This window comes from Luteimonas fraxinea, assembly GCF_021233355.1.
In the GTDB taxonomy this organism is placed as follows: domain Bacteria; phylum Pseudomonadota; class Gammaproteobacteria; order Xanthomonadales; family Xanthomonadaceae; genus Luteimonas; species Luteimonas fraxinea.
The window spans coordinates 3,957,458-3,976,705 of sequence record NZ_CP089507.1 but is presented as its reverse complement, the minus strand read 5'-3'; the positions used below and the strand labels follow the sequence as shown (position 1 = coordinate 3,976,705).

The window sequence follows — 19,248 nt, the reverse complement described above, 5'->3', positions numbered from 1 at the left end:
CTCGTTCGTCGGCCGCGACCTCGCTGGATCGCCGCATCCAGATGTTGCGCACGGCAATGGGGCCGCTGATCGCCGCAGCACTCGAAGACCCGGACGTGGTGGAAGTCATGCTCAACCCCGACCGCACACTATGGATCGATCGGCTGTCGTCGGGCCGTGCGCCGTTGGGCGTGGAGCTGTCCGAGGCCGATGGCGAACGCATCATCCGCCTGGTCGCTGCCCACGTCGGCGCGGAAGTGCATCGTGGCCAGCCGCTGCTGACCGCCGAGCTGCCCGAGACGGGCGAACGCTTCGAGGGCATCCTGCCACCTGCCGCACCGGGGCCGGCCTTCGCGCTGCGCAAGCGTGCCGTGAACATCATCGGCCTGGATCGCTACGTGGCCGACGGCATCCTGACCGCCGGCCAAGCGGACTTCCTGCGCCGCGCTGTGCGCGAGCGGCAGAACGTCCTGATCGCAGGCGGCACCAGCACCGGCAAGACCACCTTGGCGAATGCGCTGCTGGCCGAGATCGCCGCCACCGGCGATCGCGTGCTGGTACTCGAAGACACCATCGAACTGCAATGCGCGGCCCGTGACCATGTACCGCTGCGCACCCGTGCGGGCGTGGTGTCGATGCAGGAGCTGGTGCGCGCCACGATGCGCCTGCGCCCAGACCGGGTGATCGTCGGCGAAGTGCGCGGCGGCGAAGCCCTCGACCTCATCAAAGTGTGGGGCACGGGACACCCCGGCGGCATCGCCACGATCCACGCCGGTTCCGCGCTGGGCGCGCTGCTGCGCCTCGAACAGTTGATTCTCGAAGTTGCGGTGAATCCGCCGCGGGCGCTGATCGCCGAAGCGGTCAACGTCGTCATCCACATCGCCGGTCGTGGCCGCAAGCGCCACGTCGAAAGCATTGCTCGCCTCAATGGCTTCGACGCTGCCGGCTATCGCCTGGCGGACGCGATGGAAACGCCGTTTCCCGCGCTGGCGCCTTCTTTCCCGTCCCCTGACCACCCTGGAGAACTGCCATGACGCAGATGAACGCTGTTGCTTTCCGTTTTTCCGTAAATCCGGCCTCAATCCTTGCGCGCCTGCGGCGCCTGGCCGCGCCGGCACACAACGGCCTGCTGCTGGCCGCCGTCATGCTGATGACGGCCGGCACGGCGAAGGCCGCCGGTTCCTCGATGCCGTGGGAAGGCCCGCTGCAATCGATCCTCGACTCCATCCAGGGGCCGGTCGCGCGCATCGTCGCGGTCATCATCATCATCGCCACGGGCCTGGCGCTGGCCTTCGGCGACACGTCGGGCGGCTTCCGCAAGCTCATCCAGATCGTGTTCGGCTTGAGCATCGCGTTCGCCGCGTCCTCGTTCTTCCTGTCGTTCTTCAGCTTCTCCGGTGGGGCCGTCGTATGAGCACGGCCAGCGATCTTCCGGGCTTCGAGGTGCCGCTGCATCGCTCGCTGACCGAGCCGATCCTCATGGGCGGCGCGCCGCGCACGGTGGCGATCGCCAACGGCACGTTGGCCGCCGCCGTCGGGCTGGGCCTGCAACTGTGGATTCCGGGGCTGGTGCTCTGGCTCGTCGGCCATTCGCTGGCGGTGTGGGGCGCGCGCGTCGATCCGCAGTTCATGCAGGTCTTCGCCCGCCACATCAAGCACAAGCCACTGCTGGACGTGTAGGGAGACGCCGCGATGCTGAACCTTGCCGAATACCGCCAGCGTCCGGCCTTGCTCGCGGACTGGCTGCCGTGGGCCGGGCTGGTCGCGCCCGGCGTCGTCTTGAACAAGGACGGCAGTTTTCAGCGCACGGCGCGCTTTCGCGGACCTGATCTGGACAGCGCTACGCAAGGCGAGCTGATCGCAACGTCGGCGCGGCTCAACAACGCGCTGCGCCGCTTGGGTTCGGGCTGGGCCTTATTCATCGAGGCCGAGCGCCGGCCGGCGGCGGACTATCCGCACTCCGACTTCCCCGAGCCACTGTCCTGGCTGGTCGATGAGGAACGCCGTGCCGCCTTCGAGGAGTCGGGGCATCACTTCGAGAGTGGCTATCACCTGACGCTCGCGTACCTGCCGCCCGAGGAATCGCGCGCCCGCGCTGCCAAGCTGCTCTACGAGAACTCGCCCGGCGACGGTGTGGACTGGCGTGGCCGGCTCGATACCTTCATCGCGGAAACCGATCGCGTCTTCGACCTGCTCGATGGCGTGATGCCGGAAATCGCCTGGCTCGATGACGCTGAAACGCTGACCTATCTGCACGCGACCGTCTCGACACGACGCTACCGCGTGGGCGTGCCCGAAGTGCCGTTTCACATCGACGCGCTGCTGGCCGACTCCGCGCTGGTCGGTGGCCTGGCACCCATGCTGGGCGACCAGCACCTGCGCGTGGTGTCGGTGCGCGGCTTTCCGACTTCGACCTGGCCGGGGATTCTGGACGACCTCAACCGCCTGGGCTTTGGCTACCGCTGGAGCACGCGCTTTGTCTGCATGGACAAGGCCGAGGCGGAAAAGGAACTCGGCCGCCTGCGCCGTCAGTGGTTCGCCAAGCGCAAGAACGTCGTCGCGCTGTTGCGCGAAACCATCTTCCAGCAGGAGTCGCCTCTGGTCGATACCGACGCCAGCAACAAGGCGGCCGACGCCGACGCTGCGTTGCAGGAACTGGGCAGCGATCAGGTCGCCTTCGGCTACCTGACGGCGACCGTCACCGTGATGGACACGGATGCCGGCGCGGCTGACGAGAAGCTGCGCATGGTGGAGCGCGTCATCCAGGGGCGCGGGTTCGTCACCATCCCCGAAACGCTGAACGCCGTCGATGCGTGGCTGTCCTCGATCCCCGGCAACGCTTACGCGAACGTGCGCCAGCCCATCGTCTCGACGCTGAACCTGGCGCACATGATGCCGCTGTCGGCGGTATGGGCGGGGCCGGAGAAAAACGACCATCTGGACGGCCCACCACTGATCGTCACCCGCACCGATGGCGCCACGCCGTTCCGGCTGGTGACGCACATCGGCGACGTGGGGCACACGCTGGTCGCCGGTCCGACCGGCATGGGCAAATCTGTCCTGCTGGCAATGCTGGCCTTGCAGTTCCGCCGCTACTTCGGCTCGCGGATCTTCGCCTTCGACATGGGCCGCTCCATGCGCGCCACCATCCTGGGCCTGGGTGGCGAGCACTATGACCTGGGCGCCGATGGCGGCATCGCGTTTCAGCCGCTCGCGCGCATCGACCGTGAGGGCAACCGCACCTGGGCGGCTGAATGGATCGAGGGCCGGCTGCTGCATGAAGGCGTGACCGTCGGCCCGGACGAGAAGGCGGCCATCTGGTCGGCGCTGGGAAGCCTCGCGGGTGCGCCGCAGGAACAGCGCACGATGACCGGGCTTTCCGTGCTGCTGCAATCGAACGCGCTGCGTCAGGCGCTGTCGCCCTATGTGCTCGGCGGCGCCCACGGCAAGCTTCTGGACGCCGACCGCGACCGGCTGGGCAGCGGCGACGTGCAGGGCTTCGAGATGGAAGAACTGATGCACAGCCCCGCCGCCGTGCAGGCGGTGCTGCGCTATCTGTTCGCGCGCTTCGATGAGCGGTTCGACGGCGCGCCCACGCTGCTGATTCTCGATGAGGCGTGGCTGTTCCTTGACGAACCGTCCTTTGCGGCCCGCATCCGGCAATGGCTCAAGACGCTCAGGAAAAAGAACGTCAGCGTCATCTTTGCCACACAGTCGCTGGCCGACATCAAGGACTCGACCATTGCGCCCGCGATCATCGAGAGCTGCGCGAGTCGGATTTTCTTACCTAACCCGCAGGCCACCGAGCCGCAGATTCGCACGATCTACGAGGGCTTCGGCCTCAACAGCCGGCAAATCGAGATCGTCGCCACCGCGCAGCCCAAGCGCGACTACTACTACCAATCCCGTCTCGGCAATCGCCTGTTCGACCTCGACCTGGGGCCAGTGGCGCTCGCCTTCGCGGGCGCATCCACCCCCCAAGACCAACGCGACATTGACCGCGTGCTTGCACAAGCCGGCGCTCCCGGCTTCGCGGGCGCGTGGCTGCGCCATCGCGGCCTCGACTGGGCCGCCGACCTGCTGCCGTCCGCACCGGCGGCTGCTTCCTTCTTGTCCCAACTATCGGAGAACCAGCCATGAAAAAGCGTCTTCTCGCCGCCACTGTCGCGGCCATGCTCTGCACCGTCTCTACCGTCCAGGCGCAATGGGTCGTGGTCGATCCCACCAACCTCGTGCAGAACACGCTCACCGCCGTTCGCACGCTGGAGCAGATCAACAACCAGATCAATCAACTGCAAAACGAGGCGCAGATGCTGATGAACCAAGCTCGCAATCTGGCGAGCCTGGACTTCAACATCGTCAACCGCCTGCGTTCGACGCTCGCCACCACCGAGCGTCTGATCGCCGAGGCGCAGGGGCTGGCCTTTGATGTGACGAGCATGGATCGGGAGTTCGCGCGTCTGTATCCCGAGCAGTACGCCGCCACCGTCAGCGGCGACCGCATGGCCCAGGACGCCCGCGAACGCTGGCAGAACAGCTTGAACGGCCTGCACACCGCCATGCGGATGCAAGCCCAGGTGTCGCAGAACCTGACCCAAGACGAAAGCGCGCTGGCCGATCTGGTCAGCCAGAGTCAGTCCGCCACCGGCGCGCTGCAAGCGATGCAGGCGACGAACCAGCTTCTGGCCCTGCAGGCCAAGCAGTCCATCCAGGCGCAGCAGCTCCAGATCACGCAAGACCGTGCGGCCTCGCTAGAACTGGCGCGGCAGGCGGCGGCCACCGAGCGCGCCCGCGAAGTGCGGCGGCGCTTCCTCGGCACCGGCACGCCTTACACGCCGCAGCGCGTGGACTTCTACGGCAACTGACGGGAGACAGCCATGCGGTGTGTCCTCGCCCTGTCGGCTTCGCTGCTGGCCCTGCTGCTGACCGCGTGCGGCCAGCAGCAGGCCGAAGACTTTGCCGACATCTTGACCACAGATCCCGTGCGGCTCAAGGCGCTGCGCGAGCAATGCGCGGTCGACCGGCAAGCCGTGGGCGAGGACGCCTGCCGCGCAGCAGCCGAGGCGTTCCGGCGGCGCTTCTTCGCCGGCCAGACCGGGCCGGACGAATACCGGACGCTGGCCGAGCTGCCGCCGATTCCCCCCAGCTTCGATGAGCCAGCCGTGGAGGACACGCCATGAACGACGTGACCATCATCGACCGCTTTCTGGACACGTTCTCGCGCTACATCGACTCGGGCTTTGGGCTGTTGCAAGGCGAAGTGGCGTTCTTGACCGCCACGCTCATCGTCATCGACATGACCATCGCCGGCCTGTATTGGGCCATGAGCCACGCGACCGGCCAGGGCGAAGACGTGATCGCCAAGCTGCTGCGCAAGGTGCTCTACGTCGGCGCCTTCGCCTACATCATCAATAACTTCAACTGGCTGTCCGGCATCGTGTTTCGCTCGTTCGCCGGCCTGGGCCTGACGGCCACCGGCTCGGCCATCACGATGGAGAACTTTCTTCAGCCGGGGCGGCTGGCGAAAACCGGCATTGACGCGGGTGCGCCGATTCTGGAGCAGATCGGCGACATGGCCGGGTTCCCCGAGGTGTTCGTCAATCTCGACCCCATCGTGGTGATGTTCATCGCCTGGCTGGTGGTGGTGCTCTGCTTCTTCGTGCTGGCGATCCAGCTTTTCATCACCCTCATCGAGTTCAAGCTGACCACGCTCGCCGGGTTCGTGCTGGTGCCGTTCGCGCTTTGGAACAAGACCGCATTCCTGGCCGAGAAGGTTCTAGGCAATGTGGTGTCGGCTGGCATCAAGGTCTTGGTTTTGGCTGTGATCGTCGGCATCGGTTCGGGCCTGTTCGCCGAGTTCCAGACCGTGCCGGATGAGCCGTCCATCGACCATGCCCTGGTCGTGATGCTGGCCTCGCTTGCGCTGCTGGCGCTGGGCATCTTCGGGCCGGGCATCGCCACCGGCCTCGTGTCGGGTGCGCCGCAGCTTGGCGCGGGCGCGATGGCCGGGGCCGCTGTCGGCGCTGTTGGCACGGGCGTGGCCATTGGTGCCGCCGCGACTGGCGTGGGCGGTGCGGTCATGGCCGGGGCGCGCATGGCGCCGGCCGCTGCCAGGCTGGCCGGCAGCGGTGCGCGTGCCGCTGCCTCGACGGCCGGCAGCGCCCGGTCGGCGTTCCAGGCCGGTTCCGCCGCAGCCGGTGGCGGGGCCAAAGGCGCGATGGCGGGCCTGGGTAACGTCGCCAAGACCGGTGCGCAGGCCACCGGCCAAAAGGCCGCCGCCGGGGCGCGCTCGCTCAAAGACCGGACAGCCGCCGCTTTCCGCGCCGACGGCGCGGCACCGGCTTCTGGCGGCGGTGCGGCAGCGGCCAGTGGCGCTGCCGCCCAAGGGGATGCAGCCGGAGGCGATGCCCCGGCCGCCGCCGGACAGAAGCAACCGGCCTGGGCCAAGCGTCTGCACCGCCGCCAGCAGATGACCCATGCCGCGACCACCACCGCTCACACGCTGCGCGGTGGCGATGGCGGCGGCTCCGGCCAGGGGCCGAGCCTGCGCGATTCCGATGATTCATAAGGAGAGACGACCATGCGATTCAAGCGACCGCAGGTGCGCTATGCCGACACGCCGCAGCCTGCCACTCCGTATCAAGCCGCTGCGCAGGTGTGGGACGAGCGTATCGGCTCGGCCCGCGTGCAGGCGAAGAACTGGCGGCTGATGGCCTTCGGCTGCCTGGTGCTGGCGCTGCTGATGGCTGGCGGCCTGGTCTGGCGCTCGGCGCAGTCCATCGTCACGCCCTATGTGGTGGAAGTGGACAACGCCGGCCAGGTACGCGCCGTGGGCGAAGCCGCCACGCCGTACCGGCCCAACGACGCGCAGATGGCGCACCACATCGCGCGCTTCATCACGCTGGTTCGGTCGCTGTCCATCGACCCCATCGTCGTGCGCCAGAACTGGCTCGATGCCTACGACTACACCACCGACAAGGGGGCGGCGGTGCTCAACGACTACGCCCGCAGCAATGACCCGTTCGCCCGCATCGGCCGCGAGTCGGTAGCGGTGCAGATCACCAGCGTGGTTCGCGCCAGCGACACGTCGTTCAACGTGCGCTGGACGGAACGCCGCTACGTCAATGGCGCCGCCGCCGGCTTGGAGCGGTGGACGGCCGTGGTGTCCATCGTGCTGCAAACCCCGCGCACCGAGGAACGTCTGCGCCACAACCCGCTTGGCATCTATGTCAACGGCCTGTCGTGGAGCCGCGAGCTGGATTCTTCCGAAGGAGCCAAGCCATGAACCTGCCTTTCCGCTTTTACGCTTTGCCGTTGTTGTTTCTTGCCCTGTCGGGCTGCGCCACGCAGGGCAAGCCGCCGCCGACCATTTCGCTCGATGAACCCGTGCAGGCCCAGCCGCTGCCCGAACCGCCCCAGCCGGTGGAGGTTGTTGCCATTCCCGAGCCGCTGGCGCTGCCGGCGCAGTTGAAGCCGCTGCCGGAGGTGGACGAGGCCAAGCCCGCGCCGGAACCGGCCGACGAGACCGTGCGCGTGTCGAAGGCCAATGCAGAGGCGCGCATCGCGCCCACGCGCGAGGGCTACGTCAACGCGATTCAAGTCTGGCCATACACCGACGGCGCGCTGTATCAGGTCTATGCCGCGCCGGGGCGCGTCACCGTGGTTTCGCTCCAGCCCGGCGAAGAACTGGTGACGGTCGCCGCCGGCGATACCGTGCGCTGGATCGTCGGCGACACGTCCAGCGGCAGCGGTGATGAGCTGCGCATCAATGTGCTGGTCAAGCCGATCCGTTCCGGGCTGAAGACGAACCTGGTCATCACCACCAGCCGCCGGACGTACCTGCTGGAACTCACTTCGACCGAACGCGCCTGGATGGCCTCGGTGTCCTGGGATTACCCGAGAGACCGGATGCTGGCCTTGCAGCGCCAGGCGCAGGCCGCGCAGGCGACCGCGCCGGTGGATACCGGCCTGTCGCTGGAGAAGATCCGCTTCCGCTACGCGATCAGTGGCAGCAATCCGCCGTGGAAGCCGCTGCGCGCTTTCGACGACGGCGAAAAGGTCTATATCCAGTTCCCGCCGGGCATCGCCCAAGGCGAGCTGCCGCCGCTGTTCGTCATCGGCGCGCAGGGCGACGGGCAACTGGTGAACTACCGCTTCCGCTCGCCGTACTACATCGTCGATCGGCTGTTCGGTGCGGCTGAACTGCGCTTGGGCGGGGACGGTGGCGACGTAGTGCGCATCGAGCGCACGGATGGCACGCGGAGGAACTGACCATGAGCCAAGACGACACTCCCGACGTTGCCGTGCCGCCGGCGGGCAAGGTCGAACCCGAAGCGGTGGCGCTGCGCGCCCAGCCGCATCCGGTCACACGGCTGAACCGGCGCACGCTGGCCATCCTCGCCGGCGGCCTGTCGGTCGCCGTGCTCGGCGCGCTGATGTGGTCGCTGCAACCGCAGCGACGCGGAGCCAACGAGCAGGCCGAGCTATACAACGTAGATCGCGTTTCACGCTCCGAAGGACTCGACCAGCTTCCGGCCGACTATTCCAAGCTGCCGCCGACTTTGCCCCCCGACGTGCCCGAGCTGGGGCCGCCGCTGCCGGGCGACCTTGGGCCGGCCATCGTGAATTCGCAGCAGCCGGCCGTGGCCGCCTACGCCACACCCGGTCATGACCCGGCCGAGGCGGAACGCCTGGCGCGGTTGAAGGAAGCCGAGGAAGCGGCTGCGTCGTCGGTATTCTTCCGCACCGGCACCCAGCAGGCCGCGCCGGTGGCGCAGTCGCTGGTGGCCGCCGCGCCGGGCTTCGCCGCCAATGCGGCCTTCGACCCGATGGCGGCCGGGCCGGCCTCGACGGCGGCCCAGCCTGCCGACCCAACCGCCGTGCAGAACCGGCAAGACCAGAAGGAGGCGTTCCAGCAAGCCGGCACCACGGAAACCCGTAATTCCGGCAACCTGCAAATACCGGCATCGCCGTATCAAGTCATGGCCGGCACGGTGATCGCCGGGGCGCTGGTGACGGGTATCAAGTCCGATCTACCGGGCGACGTGATTGCCACGGTCACGGAGCCGATCTATGACACGGCTACGGGCAAGTTTCTGCTGATCCCGCAGGGTTCGCGCATCCTCGGCCGTTACAACAGCCAGGTCAGCTACGGGCAGAGCCGCGTTCAAGTCGTCTGGAACCGGATCATCCTGCCCGATACGTCCTCGCTGACGCTCGACAACCTGGCCGGCACCGACCCGGCCGGCTATGCCGGCCTGGAGGATGGCGTCGATTGGCATTGGGATCGCATCTTTGCTGGCGCGGTGCTGACCACGCTGCTGGGCGTCGGTGCCGAGCTGGCCGCGCCGGAGAACCGCCAGAACGGTGATCGCGTCATCATCGCCGGGCGTGACAGCGCGCAGGACAGCATCAATCAGGTCGGCCAGGAGATGACCCGGCGCAACCTCAACATCCAACCCACGCTGACGGAACGACCGGGCCTGCCGGTGCGCATCATCGTCAACCGGGATCTGGTGCTGCGACCGTACCAGCCGCTGTTCTTCAATCGGGGGATTTCACGATGAGCACGACCAAGAAGCTGCGGCTGGGGCCTCTGCCCAAGACCGAAAGCATCAAGCTGACCTTCGCGTGCCCGGCCAGCCTGAAGGCCGACCTTGAACGCTACGCCGCGCTGCACGCGCAGGCGTATGGCGAGACTGTCGATGCCGTGACGCTGATCCCGCACATGCTGGAGGCGTTCATCGCCGGCGACCGGGGATTTAGGCGGGGCAGGGGAGACGACAACCGGCCGTCTTCCCGCGCGGCTATACAGAAGGGGTGAAAGTTTGAATAAGTTTTCATTGTCGTATCCAGACTACGATTGGTAGCGCCATATCAAATTGACTCTCGCTTGGAAAAGTTGTAAAAATCGTAGTATGGCTACGACTACTAAAAGCAAGCTAAATGCGCTCTACACCCGGCTGGCACCGGGGACGCCACTGACCTCCGAGGATTTGGCGGCGCTGGGCATCTCCGCCGACTTGGCCGTCCACTACGTCCGGGCAGGATGGCTCACGCGCCTGGCGCGCGGCGTCTATGGCCGTCCGAACGACACCCTGGCTCTGCATCCCAGCCTGCTGCTGTTGCAGCGCAGGTTCGCGGGGTTGCACGTTGGCGGCAAGTCGGCCCTGGACTGGTACGGCGTGCGCCAGTACGTGTCGCAGCAGCCCGCGCTGCACCTGTATGGCTGGACGGCAGCGCGTCTGCCGGAATGGTTCACCGAACGTTTCCCGGCCGAGTACCACCGCAAGCGTCTGTTCGACGAGCAGCCGGACGTCTTGCTACACGTCGGCCCGTTCGAGAAGCGCAGCGGGGCGCCGCAGGTGTCCGCGCCGGAGCGCGCATTGCTGGAACTGTTAAGCGAAGTCGGCGTGCGTCAGCCGTTGCAGGAAGCCCGCGAACTCGTCGAAAGCGCCTATAGCCTGCGCGCTGACGTGCTGCGCGAACTCCTGCAACGCTGCACAAGCGTCAAGACCGTGCGGCTGTGCCTGCAACTTGCCCGCGAGGCGTCGCTACCTTGGGCAGCCAAGCTCGATCCGGCCAAGCTGCCGACGGGCAGCGACCGGCCCTGGGTGTCCCGATCGGCTGATGGCCTGCTGGTGCTCAAGCCATGAATCCGGTCTATCTCGATACCGCGCGGTTGCTAACGCAGGTGGCGCCGCTGGTGTTCGTGGACGGCACCTTCGCATTGAAGGGCGGCACGGCGATCAATCTGTTCGTGCGCGACATGCCGCGCTTGTCGGTCGATCTCGATCTGGTCTTTCCCGATCACACGCTGCCGCGTGACGCGGCGCTGACGCGCATCAACGAGGCCGTCCGGCAGGCCGCAGAGCGCTTGAAGAAGCGAGGATTCCAGACGCATGTGCCGGCGGCAGCAGCAGGGGAGACCAAATTGCTGGTACGCCGCGGCTCGATCCAGGTCAAGATCGAAGTCAACTTCGTCATGCGCGGCACCGTGCAGCCGGTGCGCCGCGCTTCGCTCACACCGACCGCGCGCGATGTGTTGATGGCCGATCTGGACATCCCGGTGGTGTCGCTGGAGGACGTGTACGGCGGCAAGCTGGTGGCGGCACTGGATAGGCAGCACCCGCGCGACCTATTCGACGTGATGCAGCTCTTTGCGCACGAGGGCATCACGCCTGGCATCCGGCGCGCTTTCGTGGTCTACCTGTCCAGCAGCAACCGGCCGATCCATGAAGTGCTGTTCCCTCCGCTGAGGGACATCCGGCACGACTACGCGCACAACTTCCAAGGCATGACGACCGAGCCGGTACCACTCGATGCGTTGCTCGCCGCGCGAGAACGCATGGCGCGCGAAATCCATCAGGGCTTGGACCAGAGCGAGCGGCGCTTTCTGTTGTCGCTGGTTGCCGGCACGCCGGAGTGGTCGTTGCTGGGCATCGCGCACCTTGAACAACTGCCGGGCATCCGCTGGAAGCTGCACAACCTGGCGCAGTTGCAGAAGACCGATTTGAAGAAGTTTGCCGAGCAGGCCGACTTGCTCGCGACGCGGATGTCTGCGTTATCCTAGGCGCTGATTGATGACAGGCCGATCCCCCGTAAACCCGCGTCAGCAAATGATGTGCGTTTCTGACGGTAAAAGCGACGGTAGAGGCCCATGTCGATCACCGAAAATCCCTTAAGCCACGCGGGTCTGCGTGGCTTGTTGATGATCGAGTGGGAGTGAAGCGAGCAGCGCCCGACCACTTGCGTAAATCGCGGACCGGCTCGTCTCAACGAGCCTTCAGCATCTTCGTAGCCTAGGTGCAACGAAAACGACTTGTGCGCCGTTTCCCTCTATGCAGCTTGAGTATCCCGACAGCGCCTTCCGCGGACGGAGCCATCGTGCAAGTCCGGCAAAAGCCTGGTCTGTTCTTGTTGGGCAAGCGGCACATATCGACAAGACTGAGGAACGCTCCTATGTTTAATACGGCTTAAGGCTAAGACTGGTCCGGGCTACGCAGGTTATGACCCTAATTCGGCTGAAGATCAGAATGAGCCTTACTGGGCGGGTGAGCAAATGAAGAAGCTGAGCGCCATTAGCGCGAGATCACTAGCCGCCCGCGACTGCCGAGAGCCCGGAATCGTCCGTACGCGGATGACAATGAGCGACCGGCGCCTACAAATTTGCAGGCCGATCTGGTCGGCGAGGCTTTCCTCGACATGAATCCCACGCCTCTAGAATCGATAGAGATATTAAAGAACCGCCTCGCCAGTGAGCTCGAAGATCGGAAATGGGGATTCCGACAGCGTGAGCTTCAGTACTTGGAAGCCGGTCAGCATCTGCGGTCGTTGAATCAACTGATGTGGCAGGTTCCAAGCATCGTAATCGCGATCACCGGCGGCCTTTGGTACGGGGCCACTACGGTTGAAGACCCAAGAGCTCGCATCGCGGTTCTGATTTTTGCTGCTTTCTTTAGCCTTCTGGCTATTAGGATAATTCGACGCCTTCGCCGTCTGATACAAACACAAATCGATAAGCAGGATCAGTTTTCCGCTGAGACGCCGAATACGGCAGGGCCTAAGAACATTGTCATTAACTGCTGGACCGCCGCGCTTCTCGGTTCAGCCATTGTCAGCCTGCTTGGCGCCTCTCATCCCTCATCATTGTCAAAGAAGCTGGCTCCCTCCAAGGAAGCGGACCGTTCCGCACTAAGAATTGAGGTGGTCGCGAAACCGGCGTTGCCTCGTTTATGCATTGCCGTCCCTCTAGTCAAGCCGCCGACAAACGCCTTGCGAAAGCCGCCGCCGTGAGTCGAGCAGCTTGGTCCGCTTACGATGAAGCTAGTGACAGGTTCTTTCAGACCTATGAGAGCCTTCGCTTTTCGTCTACCCATCGATCTTTTCTGCGATTTCTTCCTGCACCAGGGGCAAGGTGCTTGGACATTGGTGCGGGATCGGGTAGGGACGCATCCGCACTCGCAGCGCGAGGATATGAAGTTACTGCGGTCGAGCCAAGTCATGGTCTTCGAGCTCTTGCTGAGGCCAAGCATCGCAAAGCAAAAATTAGATGGATCGATGATTATTTGCCGAACCTAGACAAGGTGAAGGCTCTTAGGGATACCTATGATTTCATCCTGTTAAGTGCCGTTTGGATGCACATCGAGCCGAGGGATCGTCCGCTCTCTCTGCAGAGCATGAAGCAGCTACTCAGTATAGACGGAAGCATTGCGTTAACTCTCAGAATCGGTGCCGAGCTGCCCGACAGGCCGATGTACCCCATCGACGTCTGCGAATTCATTGCTCAGTCGGCAGCCGCTGGGCTGGAAGTGATTTATCAGGGGCGAAAATCTGAGGACTACTTAAAACGTACAGAAGTGCGGTGGATCAAGATTGTTCTTAAGCATCGTTAGAATCGCGCTTCCGCTCGTCATGCGCTTTTCAAATTTTTCAGTAACAGAGATGCCTTAAAGCGCAGATTTCCAGGCTTAGTTTGAGCGATCCGATCGCTGAACGATTTCTCGAAAAATCTGGATCTTGAGGCACGCAAGATGGAGTGCTAAAGACTTGCGCGGTTCGAAAACGCGCATCCCCTACTCGTGGATTGAAAGTCAGTCTTGGACCATTAGCGCGCGTCGAACTCGAAATTTGTGGCGCTTAGCCGGTAGTTGGTCGAGGCAATGTCGAAGGACAGGTTCCAAGCAGACGGAGGCTTGGCGAGCGAGACGTTCGTCAGGTGGACGAATACTGCGACATCTATCTGCTCAGGGAAGGACTTCTGATCTCGCAGAATCAGCGTTTCGTCCTTATCACGTGAGTCGTAGACGTAGAGCTCGGCTGAAACATTCACGTCTACTTGGACAGCTGCTCTCACTTCCGCGATCCATGTGTCGTCAGCATCGTCGTCTCGCCAGAGCATGATGTATTGTTCGAGGTTGAGTCGTTTGATGCGCACATCGACAACCTCTGCTTCCATGCGGCCACCTAGGTCAGGCGTTAGGTTGAGAACATCCCACTCGGAATGCGCGACATGTCGCTCGATCGCTTCGTTTACAGCGCTGTAGCCGGGAGACGTTGAATGAAGGATGTGCGCTTCGATCGCATCGGAAATGTCTTGCGCCGACTTGCCCGTTGCTTGAAATAGCGACGTAAGATCGTCGAGGGACGACACTGCGTAGATTCGGTCCGAATCCGCAGCGAAGCGTTGGCAGCCTTGGTCTTTGGTTACGAAAATTCCAGTCGAGCCCAGGCGTTCTGCGTATCTATGCAGGATCTGCAGCGTTACGGCGTCCGGGAACTCGGATTTCTTCCCATCTTCAAAGGGCGGACTCTGCCGAAAATAGTCTGCGAACACGGCCTCTACTGATACATCCTCCCAGGTAAGAATAGTGCCGCTACAGCGTTGCGCGTAGTCGAGGAGTTCTTGATCGAAAGTGCGCTCAGCATTGCCTACGACGTTCAAATCATCGAGTGCGGACGATATCGAAGAGACATCCTGCGATGCCGCGCGCCGGATCCCCGCAATGGCCGCCGCAATGGAATCGCTATGCTTCTTCACTGACTTAACGCGATGGCGCTTAACTTCTTCGGCCACAACAGGGCTGAAAACAAGATGGAGGCTGTCAGGCATCTGAGCGGGAAGCTGATTGAGCGCGCCACTCGTGAACTGAAAGCCGGTCTCAAATAGAACGTTTGTATCAATCGAGATGAAGGCGATCGTCTTGTTCCAGATGTCGTCGGGCGTTGGCGTCTGTGCTGGCATACCGGGCTCAGGGTTTGTTCAAGGGAATCCGAAAGCGCGGGGCTACACCGCTCGCAGCGCCTGAGCATACGAGGATTGAGTTCGAGGTTTCCCATTAGATGCGTTCTGACCGACGCGGATGCAGCGCCGCTCAGATGCAGGGCTACTTCCCGATCAAGTCCTCCTAGGGAAGCTTGGTGCACAGATGCAATGTTACAGAGGTGCATTTGTGCGCATCAATCCGCGATTCGATCGCTCTTGCTCATCATTGACCTATTTATCTCGCACTGGGTCGTGAGGCAGCGACCTTACGGCGCAGCACGGGGCGCTCCGAATGCTGGTGGTGCAAGGCTGGGCGTGGGTAATCCCCCCATTTTTAGCAGTCGCCAAAAGTGGAGCTATGCAGCTATCGCTAGCTTCTGCATCGGGGTGATGCCACCAAGCGCCATGTTCGGGCGCTCGTGGTTGTACGTCCATAGCCAGCGCGTGGCCTTGTCCTGCACCTGGTCGATGGTGTCGAACAGGGTTCGTGCGAGCGAGCCGTAACGAACAGTGCGGTTGTAGCGTTCGATGTAGGCGTTCTGTTGTGGCTTGCCCGGTTGGATATGCTCGATCTTGATGCCTTGGCGCTCGGCCCAGCTCAGCAGAGCGCCACTGATGTACTCCGGACCATTGTCGCAGCGGATTGAATTGGGCTTGCCGCGCCACTCGATGATCTGCTCCAGAGACCGGATCACACGCGCCGCGGGCAACGACAGATCCACCTCGATCCCGAGGCCCTCGCGGTTGAAGTCGTCCAGCACGTTGAACAGCCTGAAGCTGCGGCCATCGCTGAGCTGGTCGTGCATGAAGTCCATCGACCAGACCTGGTTGATCGACTCGGGGACCGACAGCGGCTCGGGCTTCTCACGCACGATTCGCTTCTTCGGCTTGATCCGCAGATTCAACTCCAGCTCCCGGTAGATGCGGTAGACGCGCTTGTGGTTCCAGCCAAAGCCCTTGACGTTGCGCAGGTGCAGGAAGCACAGCCCAAAGCCCCAATCCTTGTACGCAGTGGTCAGTCGGACCAGCCAGTCGGCGATGTGGGCGTTCTCCTCGCAGGCCTTTGCCTCGTAGCGGTAGCAGGTCTCGCTGACGCCGAAGGTCTGGCAGGCATGCCGGATGCTGGTGCGTTCGTCCTGAACTGCGCATCGGGCCATCTCCCGGCGCTGAGATGGCCTCACCATTTTTTTGACATCGCCTCCTTCAACAGGTCGGCGCTGAGCTGGGCGTCGGCGTACATCTTCTTGAGTCGCCGGTTTTCATCCTCCAGCTCCTTCATGCGGACCACCATGGACACCTCCATGCCGCCGAACTTGCTGCGCCACTTGTAGAACGTGGCCGAGCTGATGCCGTGCTCGCGGCACAGCTCAGGGACCGGTGTGCCGGCCTCGGCCTGCTTGAGCACGGCAATGATCTGGCTGTCGGTGAAGCGGGACTTCTTCATGGAACCTCCTCGGGAAAGCGTACGAGAAAATTCCACTTCTGACGTCAGCTATTGCGCGGGGGGATTACCCGTGGAGCGACGCCACGTGTAGGATTGCCTCAGAAGTGCCGAGAATTGGCGTAGGGAAGCAGCACCGGGGGCGGTCTTGGCAAGAGGGCGTTATCACGACATTGTGTTCGCGGCTGGCGAGTTCGCGATGTTCAATGTGCAGTTCTACGTCGACATCAAGAAGTGGCGCGCGTTCAAATCAAGCGCGTCCTTGAACTGGCAGCGCACGCGTTTTCTGAAGGCAAACAAGTCTTCGGTGCCCAAGGAGCGGGGCGTCTACGCGTTTACGGTGTTGATGGACAGTCCAGACATGCCAACGCACGGTTACATCCTCTACATGGGGATCACTGGGGACAGCTCGGGTTCTGACTTGCAGGTTCGCTATGGGCAGTATTTGGCAGATGCGAGGCGAATGAGTAAACGAGTCAAAGTCTGCGCAATGCTCGACCAGTGGAAGGACGACCTGTTCTTCAATTTTGCGCCCGTGCCAGACAAGCGTGTGAGTCTTGCCAAGATCGAGCGTAGCTTCCTTAGTGCAATCGTGCCTCCTGTCAACAAGACGGATATCGACGCGTCAGTGCGCGACGCAAGGGATGCAACATGGTAGCCAAAGCAAAAGACATGCTTCTCTTACCAGCGCTCAGAGGCGGAATGGGAGACTGGATCTACTACTCGTGCCTGATACCTGCGGCTGAGCTAGCGAGACGTGTTGATTACGCGGCGCACATCCACGAAAGCAAAGCGCTCTCCGATCTCATTCAGCGCTCTTTGGAAGGCAGCCGAGCCAAGAGTGTGAGTAGCTACTTAGAAAAGACCCCCCAACGCTTTTTCAACTCGCTCGTGCTCGCGACCTACGGCGGGAAGCCGAAATGGCTTGAGGTCGGGAATCTTCATTCCGAGACAAGCGCCGCAGTGTTGCAAGCGACCGACCCGCAGGCGCTTGAATCGTTCGGCTTTCTGAGCCTCAGCGGCAACGAAAAGATTTTCGCGGTGGATGGCCAGCATCGGTTGGCGGGTATCAAGAAAGCAATTGGGGACGGCTTTGATTTCGGAGGCGAGCGCCTGGCTGTGATATTCATTGGACACAATGAGAAGGAGCGAGAGCGCACAAGGCGTCTTTTTACAACGCTTAACAAGACCGCGAAGCCGGTGGCGAAGGCGGACATCATTGCACTGGATGAGGACGACTCCATGGCCATCATCGCCCGGCGATTGGTTGAGTCCCACCTATGGTTTAAAGAACCCAAGATCCTCGTATCTTCAAGCACGTCGCTTCCGGTCACAAACCGGATTGCACTGACGAACATCGTGAATCTCTACGACATCTTGAAGCTTGTTTTCAAGTTCAAAGATGAGCTCAAGAAGGACGAGAGCCTGCGCTTTTATCGCCCGTCAGATGTTCGTCTAGATGATCTTGAAGCTTATGCGGTGAAGTTCTTCGGGTCGCTTGCGAAGGCGTTTGCGCCGGTGAAAGAGCTTTTCTCTGCGAAGGACAACGAGGCCGCGATTACGCATAAATACCGAAGTAGTAGTGGAGGGCATCTTCTCTTTCGACCCGCCGGACTCGAGATCTTCACGCGCCTCGCAATCAGCTACGCCACGCGCCATGGCCTCACGCTGTTCCAAGCGATTGATGCACTCAAAAACGTTCCGACTGAACTTTCGGCGAGGCCCTACCGAGACATTATCTGGAATCCAGAAAAGCGGACCATGGTGCTCGCGGGGCGCAAACTCGCGCGAGATCTCCTGGACTACATGGTCGGGCTTACCGATGTGAAGGATGACGCATTGCTTGAACGCTACCGCCTGGCGACAGGGGACGAGGCATTGAAGCTTCCGCGCCGGCTGCCCAAACCGCCCGGGAGGTCCTGAGCAAATGCTGATCGAAGAATTGAAGGCCAAGGTGCTCGCGGTCGATCAGATCTACTTGGACCCAAACAATCCTCGGTTTTGGAGTGAAGCGACCAAACATCCGGTTGCGGAGGAGAGGGTCTCCCATGAGGCGGTTCAGCGGCGCACGGGGACGGAGATCGACCCGTTTGGCGTGCAGGATCTATATAACGGGATGCTCCAAAACGGGTTTTTGCTGCTTGACCGCATCGTCGTACGGCCGCTCAGGACGACGACAGGCGGGTTCATCATTGTCGAAGGCAATCGGCGCTTCCGGGCGCTAACGAAGCTGAGGGCCGACATTCAAGGAGGGCGCGTGAGCTCGCCTGATGCGGTTGACGAGGCCGTGTTGCGCCGCTTCGTGGAGCGCACCGGGAAGATTGAGGTAATGGTTTACGAAGGGAATGAGCCGGGCGACATCTCTTGGGTATTTCAGGGTATCCGCCATATCAGCGGCATCAAGACGTGGGCGCCCGCGCAGCGCGCCAAGCTCGTTGCTGATCAAATCGATTTGCATGGCAGTTCAATCTCCAAGGCGGCGCAGCAGTTCGGGATGTCGGCGGTTGAGGTCGGCCGTCTCTACCGCACGCACCATGCTCTCCGGCAGATGAGCAAGGATGAGGAGTATCGAGAGCGTGCGCGCAACGATCACTTTTCACTCTTCAACGAGGTGCTGAAAAGCACCACGCTCAAGAATTGGCTTGGGTGGAGCGAGTCGAACAAGGCGTTTGAGAATGTGGATAGCCTTCGGCGTCTGTATTCGTGGATCTCGCCTTGCGATGAGCATGATGGGCAGCGGCGCATCCACGAACCTCGCCAACTGAAAGATGTCGCTTACCTGGTGGAGAACAGGCAGGAGAGCCTGCTCTCTGAGATCGACGCCTTTACCCTGACGGTGCAGGCGGCGCGCGCAAAGGCCGGCGAGAGCGCTGATAAGGGCCAAGACTGGCGCAAAGCGATGCGCGCGACCGAGGAAATGCTGGGGAAGCTACCGCAGTCCGCGATTGCAGATGATCCTGACGAATTTCTTCGCTATCTCCGGAAGCTCGAACAGGTGATTTCCGATCGCATTGGGCTGGTGGAAGGCGTCATTGAGAAGATTGATGCGGGGCAACGCTGAGGA

The 19,248-nt window shown here is 62.6% G+C and carries 20 protein-coding genes; 18 read left to right on the top strand and 2 right to left on the bottom strand.

From position 1 onward, the window contains the following. The first annotated feature begins 41 nt into the window (after positions 1 to 41). The 15 genes from trbB to LU699_RS18060 all read left to right on the top strand — a co-directional run bounded on the left by trbB (position 42) and on the right by LU699_RS18060 (position 13,373). The gene (trbB, locus tag LU699_RS18130) at positions 42 to 1,013 is read left to right on the top strand and encodes a P-type conjugative transfer ATPase TrbB (protein ID WP_425491663.1); all 972 of its coding nucleotides are present in this window, start codon (positions 42 to 44) and stop codon (positions 1,011 to 1,013) included. Beyond that, the gene (locus LU699_RS18125; protein ID WP_232580374.1) at positions 1,010 to 1,393 is read left to right on the top strand and encodes a TrbC/VirB2 family type IV secretion system protein; all 384 of its coding nucleotides are present in this window, start codon (positions 1,010 to 1,012) and stop codon (positions 1,391 to 1,393) included. Before trbB ends, LU699_RS18125 begins: the two co-directional genes overlap by 4 nt. Next, positions 1,390 to 1,659, top strand: coding sequence for a VirB3 family type IV secretion system protein (locus LU699_RS18120; protein ID WP_003487982.1), 270 nt, complete (start codon positions 1,390 to 1,392; stop codon positions 1,657 to 1,659). Before LU699_RS18125 ends, LU699_RS18120 begins: the two co-directional genes overlap by 4 nt. 12 nt (positions 1,660 to 1,671) lie before the next feature. After that, on the top strand, positions 1,672 to 4,119 hold the full coding sequence (trbE, locus tag LU699_RS18115; RefSeq protein WP_232580373.1) for a conjugal transfer protein TrbE: 2,448 nt from the start codon (positions 1,672 to 1,674) through the stop codon (positions 4,117 to 4,119). Further along, positions 4,116 to 4,844, top strand: a complete 729-nt coding sequence (trbJ, locus tag LU699_RS18110; protein ID WP_232580372.1) for a P-type conjugative transfer protein TrbJ — start codon at positions 4,116 to 4,118, stop codon at positions 4,842 to 4,844. Before trbE ends, trbJ begins: the two co-directional genes overlap by 4 nt. A 12-nt stretch (positions 4,845 to 4,856) precedes the next feature. Next, positions 4,857 to 5,159, top strand: coding sequence for a hypothetical protein (locus LU699_RS18105; RefSeq protein WP_232580365.1), 303 nt, complete (start codon positions 4,857 to 4,859; stop codon positions 5,157 to 5,159). Continuing rightward, a complete protein-coding gene (gene trbL, locus LU699_RS18100) occupies positions 5,156 to 6,547 on the top strand; it encodes a P-type conjugative transfer protein TrbL (RefSeq protein ID WP_232580364.1) in 1,392 nt (463 codons plus the stop codon). The genes LU699_RS18105 and trbL overlap by 4 nt, the downstream gene beginning before the upstream one ends. A 12-nt stretch (positions 6,548 to 6,559) precedes the next feature. After that, the gene (gene trbF / locus LU699_RS18095; protein WP_232580362.1) at positions 6,560 to 7,264 is read left to right on the top strand and encodes a conjugal transfer protein TrbF; all 705 of its coding nucleotides are present in this window, start codon (positions 6,560 to 6,562) and stop codon (positions 7,262 to 7,264) included. After that, positions 7,261 to 8,250 (top strand): P-type conjugative transfer protein TrbG, encoded by a 990-nt coding sequence (gene trbG / locus LU699_RS18090; RefSeq protein ID WP_232580361.1) that lies wholly within the window; start codon positions 7,261 to 7,263, stop codon positions 8,248 to 8,250. Before trbF ends, trbG begins: the two co-directional genes overlap by 4 nt. Before the next feature lie 2 nt (positions 8,251 to 8,252). Then, on the top strand, positions 8,253 to 9,545 hold the full coding sequence (locus LU699_RS18085; protein WP_232580359.1) for a TraB/TrbI/VirB10 family type IV secretion system protein: 1,293 nt from the start codon (positions 8,253 to 8,255) through the stop codon (positions 9,543 to 9,545). After that, positions 9,542 to 9,802 (top strand): DUF2274 domain-containing protein, encoded by a 261-nt coding sequence (locus tag LU699_RS18080; RefSeq protein ID WP_232580358.1) that lies wholly within the window; start codon positions 9,542 to 9,544, stop codon positions 9,800 to 9,802. The genes LU699_RS18085 and LU699_RS18080 overlap by 4 nt, the downstream gene beginning before the upstream one ends. A gap of 94 nt (positions 9,803 to 9,896) precedes the next feature. Continuing rightward, entirely contained in the window at positions 9,897 to 10,634 is a 738-nt protein-coding gene (locus tag LU699_RS18075; RefSeq protein ID WP_232580356.1) for a type IV toxin-antitoxin system AbiEi family antitoxin, read from the top strand. Next, the gene (locus LU699_RS18070; RefSeq protein ID WP_232580351.1) at positions 10,631 to 11,551 is read left to right on the top strand and encodes a nucleotidyl transferase AbiEii/AbiGii toxin family protein; all 921 of its coding nucleotides are present in this window, start codon (positions 10,631 to 10,633) and stop codon (positions 11,549 to 11,551) included. The genes LU699_RS18075 and LU699_RS18070 overlap by 4 nt, the downstream gene beginning before the upstream one ends. Positions 11,552 to 12,183: 632 nt before the next feature. Then, positions 12,184 to 12,774, top strand: a complete 591-nt coding sequence (locus tag LU699_RS18065; protein WP_232580349.1) for a hypothetical protein — start codon at positions 12,184 to 12,186, stop codon at positions 12,772 to 12,774. After that, on the top strand, positions 12,714 to 13,373 hold the full coding sequence (locus LU699_RS18060; RefSeq protein ID WP_269781312.1) for a class I SAM-dependent methyltransferase: 660 nt from the start codon (positions 12,714 to 12,716) through the stop codon (positions 13,371 to 13,373). Before LU699_RS18065 ends, LU699_RS18060 begins: the two co-directional genes overlap by 61 nt. 212 nt (positions 13,374 to 13,585) lie before the next feature. Here LU699_RS18060 and LU699_RS18055 read toward each other — a convergent pair whose 3' ends face one another. Beyond that, positions 13,586 to 14,722: a PIN domain-containing protein gene (locus LU699_RS18055; protein ID WP_232580340.1), complete on the bottom strand. Its 1,137-nt coding sequence runs from the start codon at positions 14,720 to 14,722 to the stop codon at positions 13,586 to 13,588. A gap of 377 nt (positions 14,723 to 15,099) precedes the next feature. Then, positions 15,100 to 16,187 (bottom strand): IS3 family transposase gene (locus LU699_RS18050; RefSeq protein WP_232580339.1). Its coding sequence is split into 2 segments (ribosomal slippage): positions 15,100 to 15,935 and positions 15,935 to 16,187, totalling 1,089 coding nucleotides; the frame shifts between segments, so codons are not numbered across the junction. A gap of 196 nt (positions 16,188 to 16,383) precedes the next feature. On the opposite strand from LU699_RS18050, the gene LU699_RS18045 reads away from it, so the two are divergent. Genes LU699_RS18045 through LU699_RS18035 form a run of 3 tightly spaced genes read left to right on the top strand, consistent with a single transcriptional unit; the run spans position 16,384 to position 19,245 of the window. Next, positions 16,384 to 16,842 carry a hypothetical protein gene (locus LU699_RS18045; RefSeq protein ID WP_232580337.1) on the top strand — a complete coding sequence of 153 codons (459 nt, stop codon included), beginning with the start codon at positions 16,384 to 16,386 and terminating at the stop codon, positions 16,840 to 16,842. Then, positions 16,836 to 18,107 (top strand): DGQHR domain-containing protein, encoded by a 1,272-nt coding sequence (locus LU699_RS18040; RefSeq protein ID WP_232580336.1) that lies wholly within the window; start codon positions 16,836 to 16,838, stop codon positions 18,105 to 18,107. Before LU699_RS18045 ends, LU699_RS18040 begins: the two co-directional genes overlap by 7 nt. 4 nt (positions 18,108 to 18,111) lie before the next feature. Next, entirely contained in the window at positions 18,112 to 19,245 is a 1,134-nt protein-coding gene (locus tag LU699_RS18035; RefSeq protein WP_232580335.1) for a ParB N-terminal domain-containing protein, read from the top strand. Positions 19,246 to 19,248 lie beyond the last annotated feature (3 nt).

Bases quoted from the DNA above. Each gene is read 5' to 3' on its own strand.
- trbB (WP_425491663.1), top strand. From the start codon at position 42: ATGTTGCGCACGGCAATGGGGCCGCTGATCGCCGCAGCACTCGAAGAC.
- LU699_RS18125 (WP_232580374.1), top strand. From the start codon at position 1,010: ATGACGCAGATGAACGCTGTTGCTTTCCGTTTTTCCGTAAATCCGGCC.
- LU699_RS18120 (WP_003487982.1), top strand. From the start codon at position 1,390: ATGAGCACGGCCAGCGATCTTCCGGGCTTCGAGGTGCCGCTGCATCGC.
- trbE (WP_232580373.1), top strand. From the start codon at position 1,672: ATGCTGAACCTTGCCGAATACCGCCAGCGTCCGGCCTTGCTCGCGGAC.
- trbJ (WP_232580372.1), top strand. From the start codon at position 4,116: ATGAAAAAGCGTCTTCTCGCCGCCACTGTCGCGGCCATGCTCTGCACC.
- LU699_RS18105 (WP_232580365.1), top strand. From the start codon at position 4,857: ATGCGGTGTGTCCTCGCCCTGTCGGCTTCGCTGCTGGCCCTGCTGCTG.
- trbL (WP_232580364.1), top strand. From the start codon at position 5,156: ATGAACGACGTGACCATCATCGACCGCTTTCTGGACACGTTCTCGCGC.
- trbF (WP_232580362.1), top strand. From the start codon at position 6,560: ATGCGATTCAAGCGACCGCAGGTGCGCTATGCCGACACGCCGCAGCCT.
- trbG (WP_232580361.1), top strand. From the start codon at position 7,261: ATGAACCTGCCTTTCCGCTTTTACGCTTTGCCGTTGTTGTTTCTTGCC.
- LU699_RS18085 (WP_232580359.1), top strand. From the start codon at position 8,253: ATGAGCCAAGACGACACTCCCGACGTTGCCGTGCCGCCGGCGGGCAAG.
- LU699_RS18080 (WP_232580358.1), top strand. From the start codon at position 9,542: ATGAGCACGACCAAGAAGCTGCGGCTGGGGCCTCTGCCCAAGACCGAA.
- LU699_RS18075 (WP_232580356.1), top strand. From the start codon at position 9,897: ATGGCTACGACTACTAAAAGCAAGCTAAATGCGCTCTACACCCGGCTG.
- LU699_RS18070 (WP_232580351.1), top strand. From the start codon at position 10,631: ATGAATCCGGTCTATCTCGATACCGCGCGGTTGCTAACGCAGGTGGCG.
- LU699_RS18065 (WP_232580349.1), top strand. From the start codon at position 12,184: ATGAATCCCACGCCTCTAGAATCGATAGAGATATTAAAGAACCGCCTC.
- LU699_RS18060 (WP_269781312.1), top strand. From the start codon at position 12,714: ATGCATTGCCGTCCCTCTAGTCAAGCCGCCGACAAACGCCTTGCGAAA.
- LU699_RS18055 (WP_232580340.1), bottom strand. From the start codon at position 14,722: ATGCCAGCACAGACGCCAACGCCCGACGACATCTGGAACAAGACGATC.
- LU699_RS18045 (WP_232580337.1), top strand. From the start codon at position 16,384: ATGTTCAATGTGCAGTTCTACGTCGACATCAAGAAGTGGCGCGCGTTC.
- LU699_RS18040 (WP_232580336.1), top strand. From the start codon at position 16,836: ATGGTAGCCAAAGCAAAAGACATGCTTCTCTTACCAGCGCTCAGAGGC.
- LU699_RS18035 (WP_232580335.1), top strand. From the start codon at position 18,112: ATGCTGATCGAAGAATTGAAGGCCAAGGTGCTCGCGGTCGATCAGATC.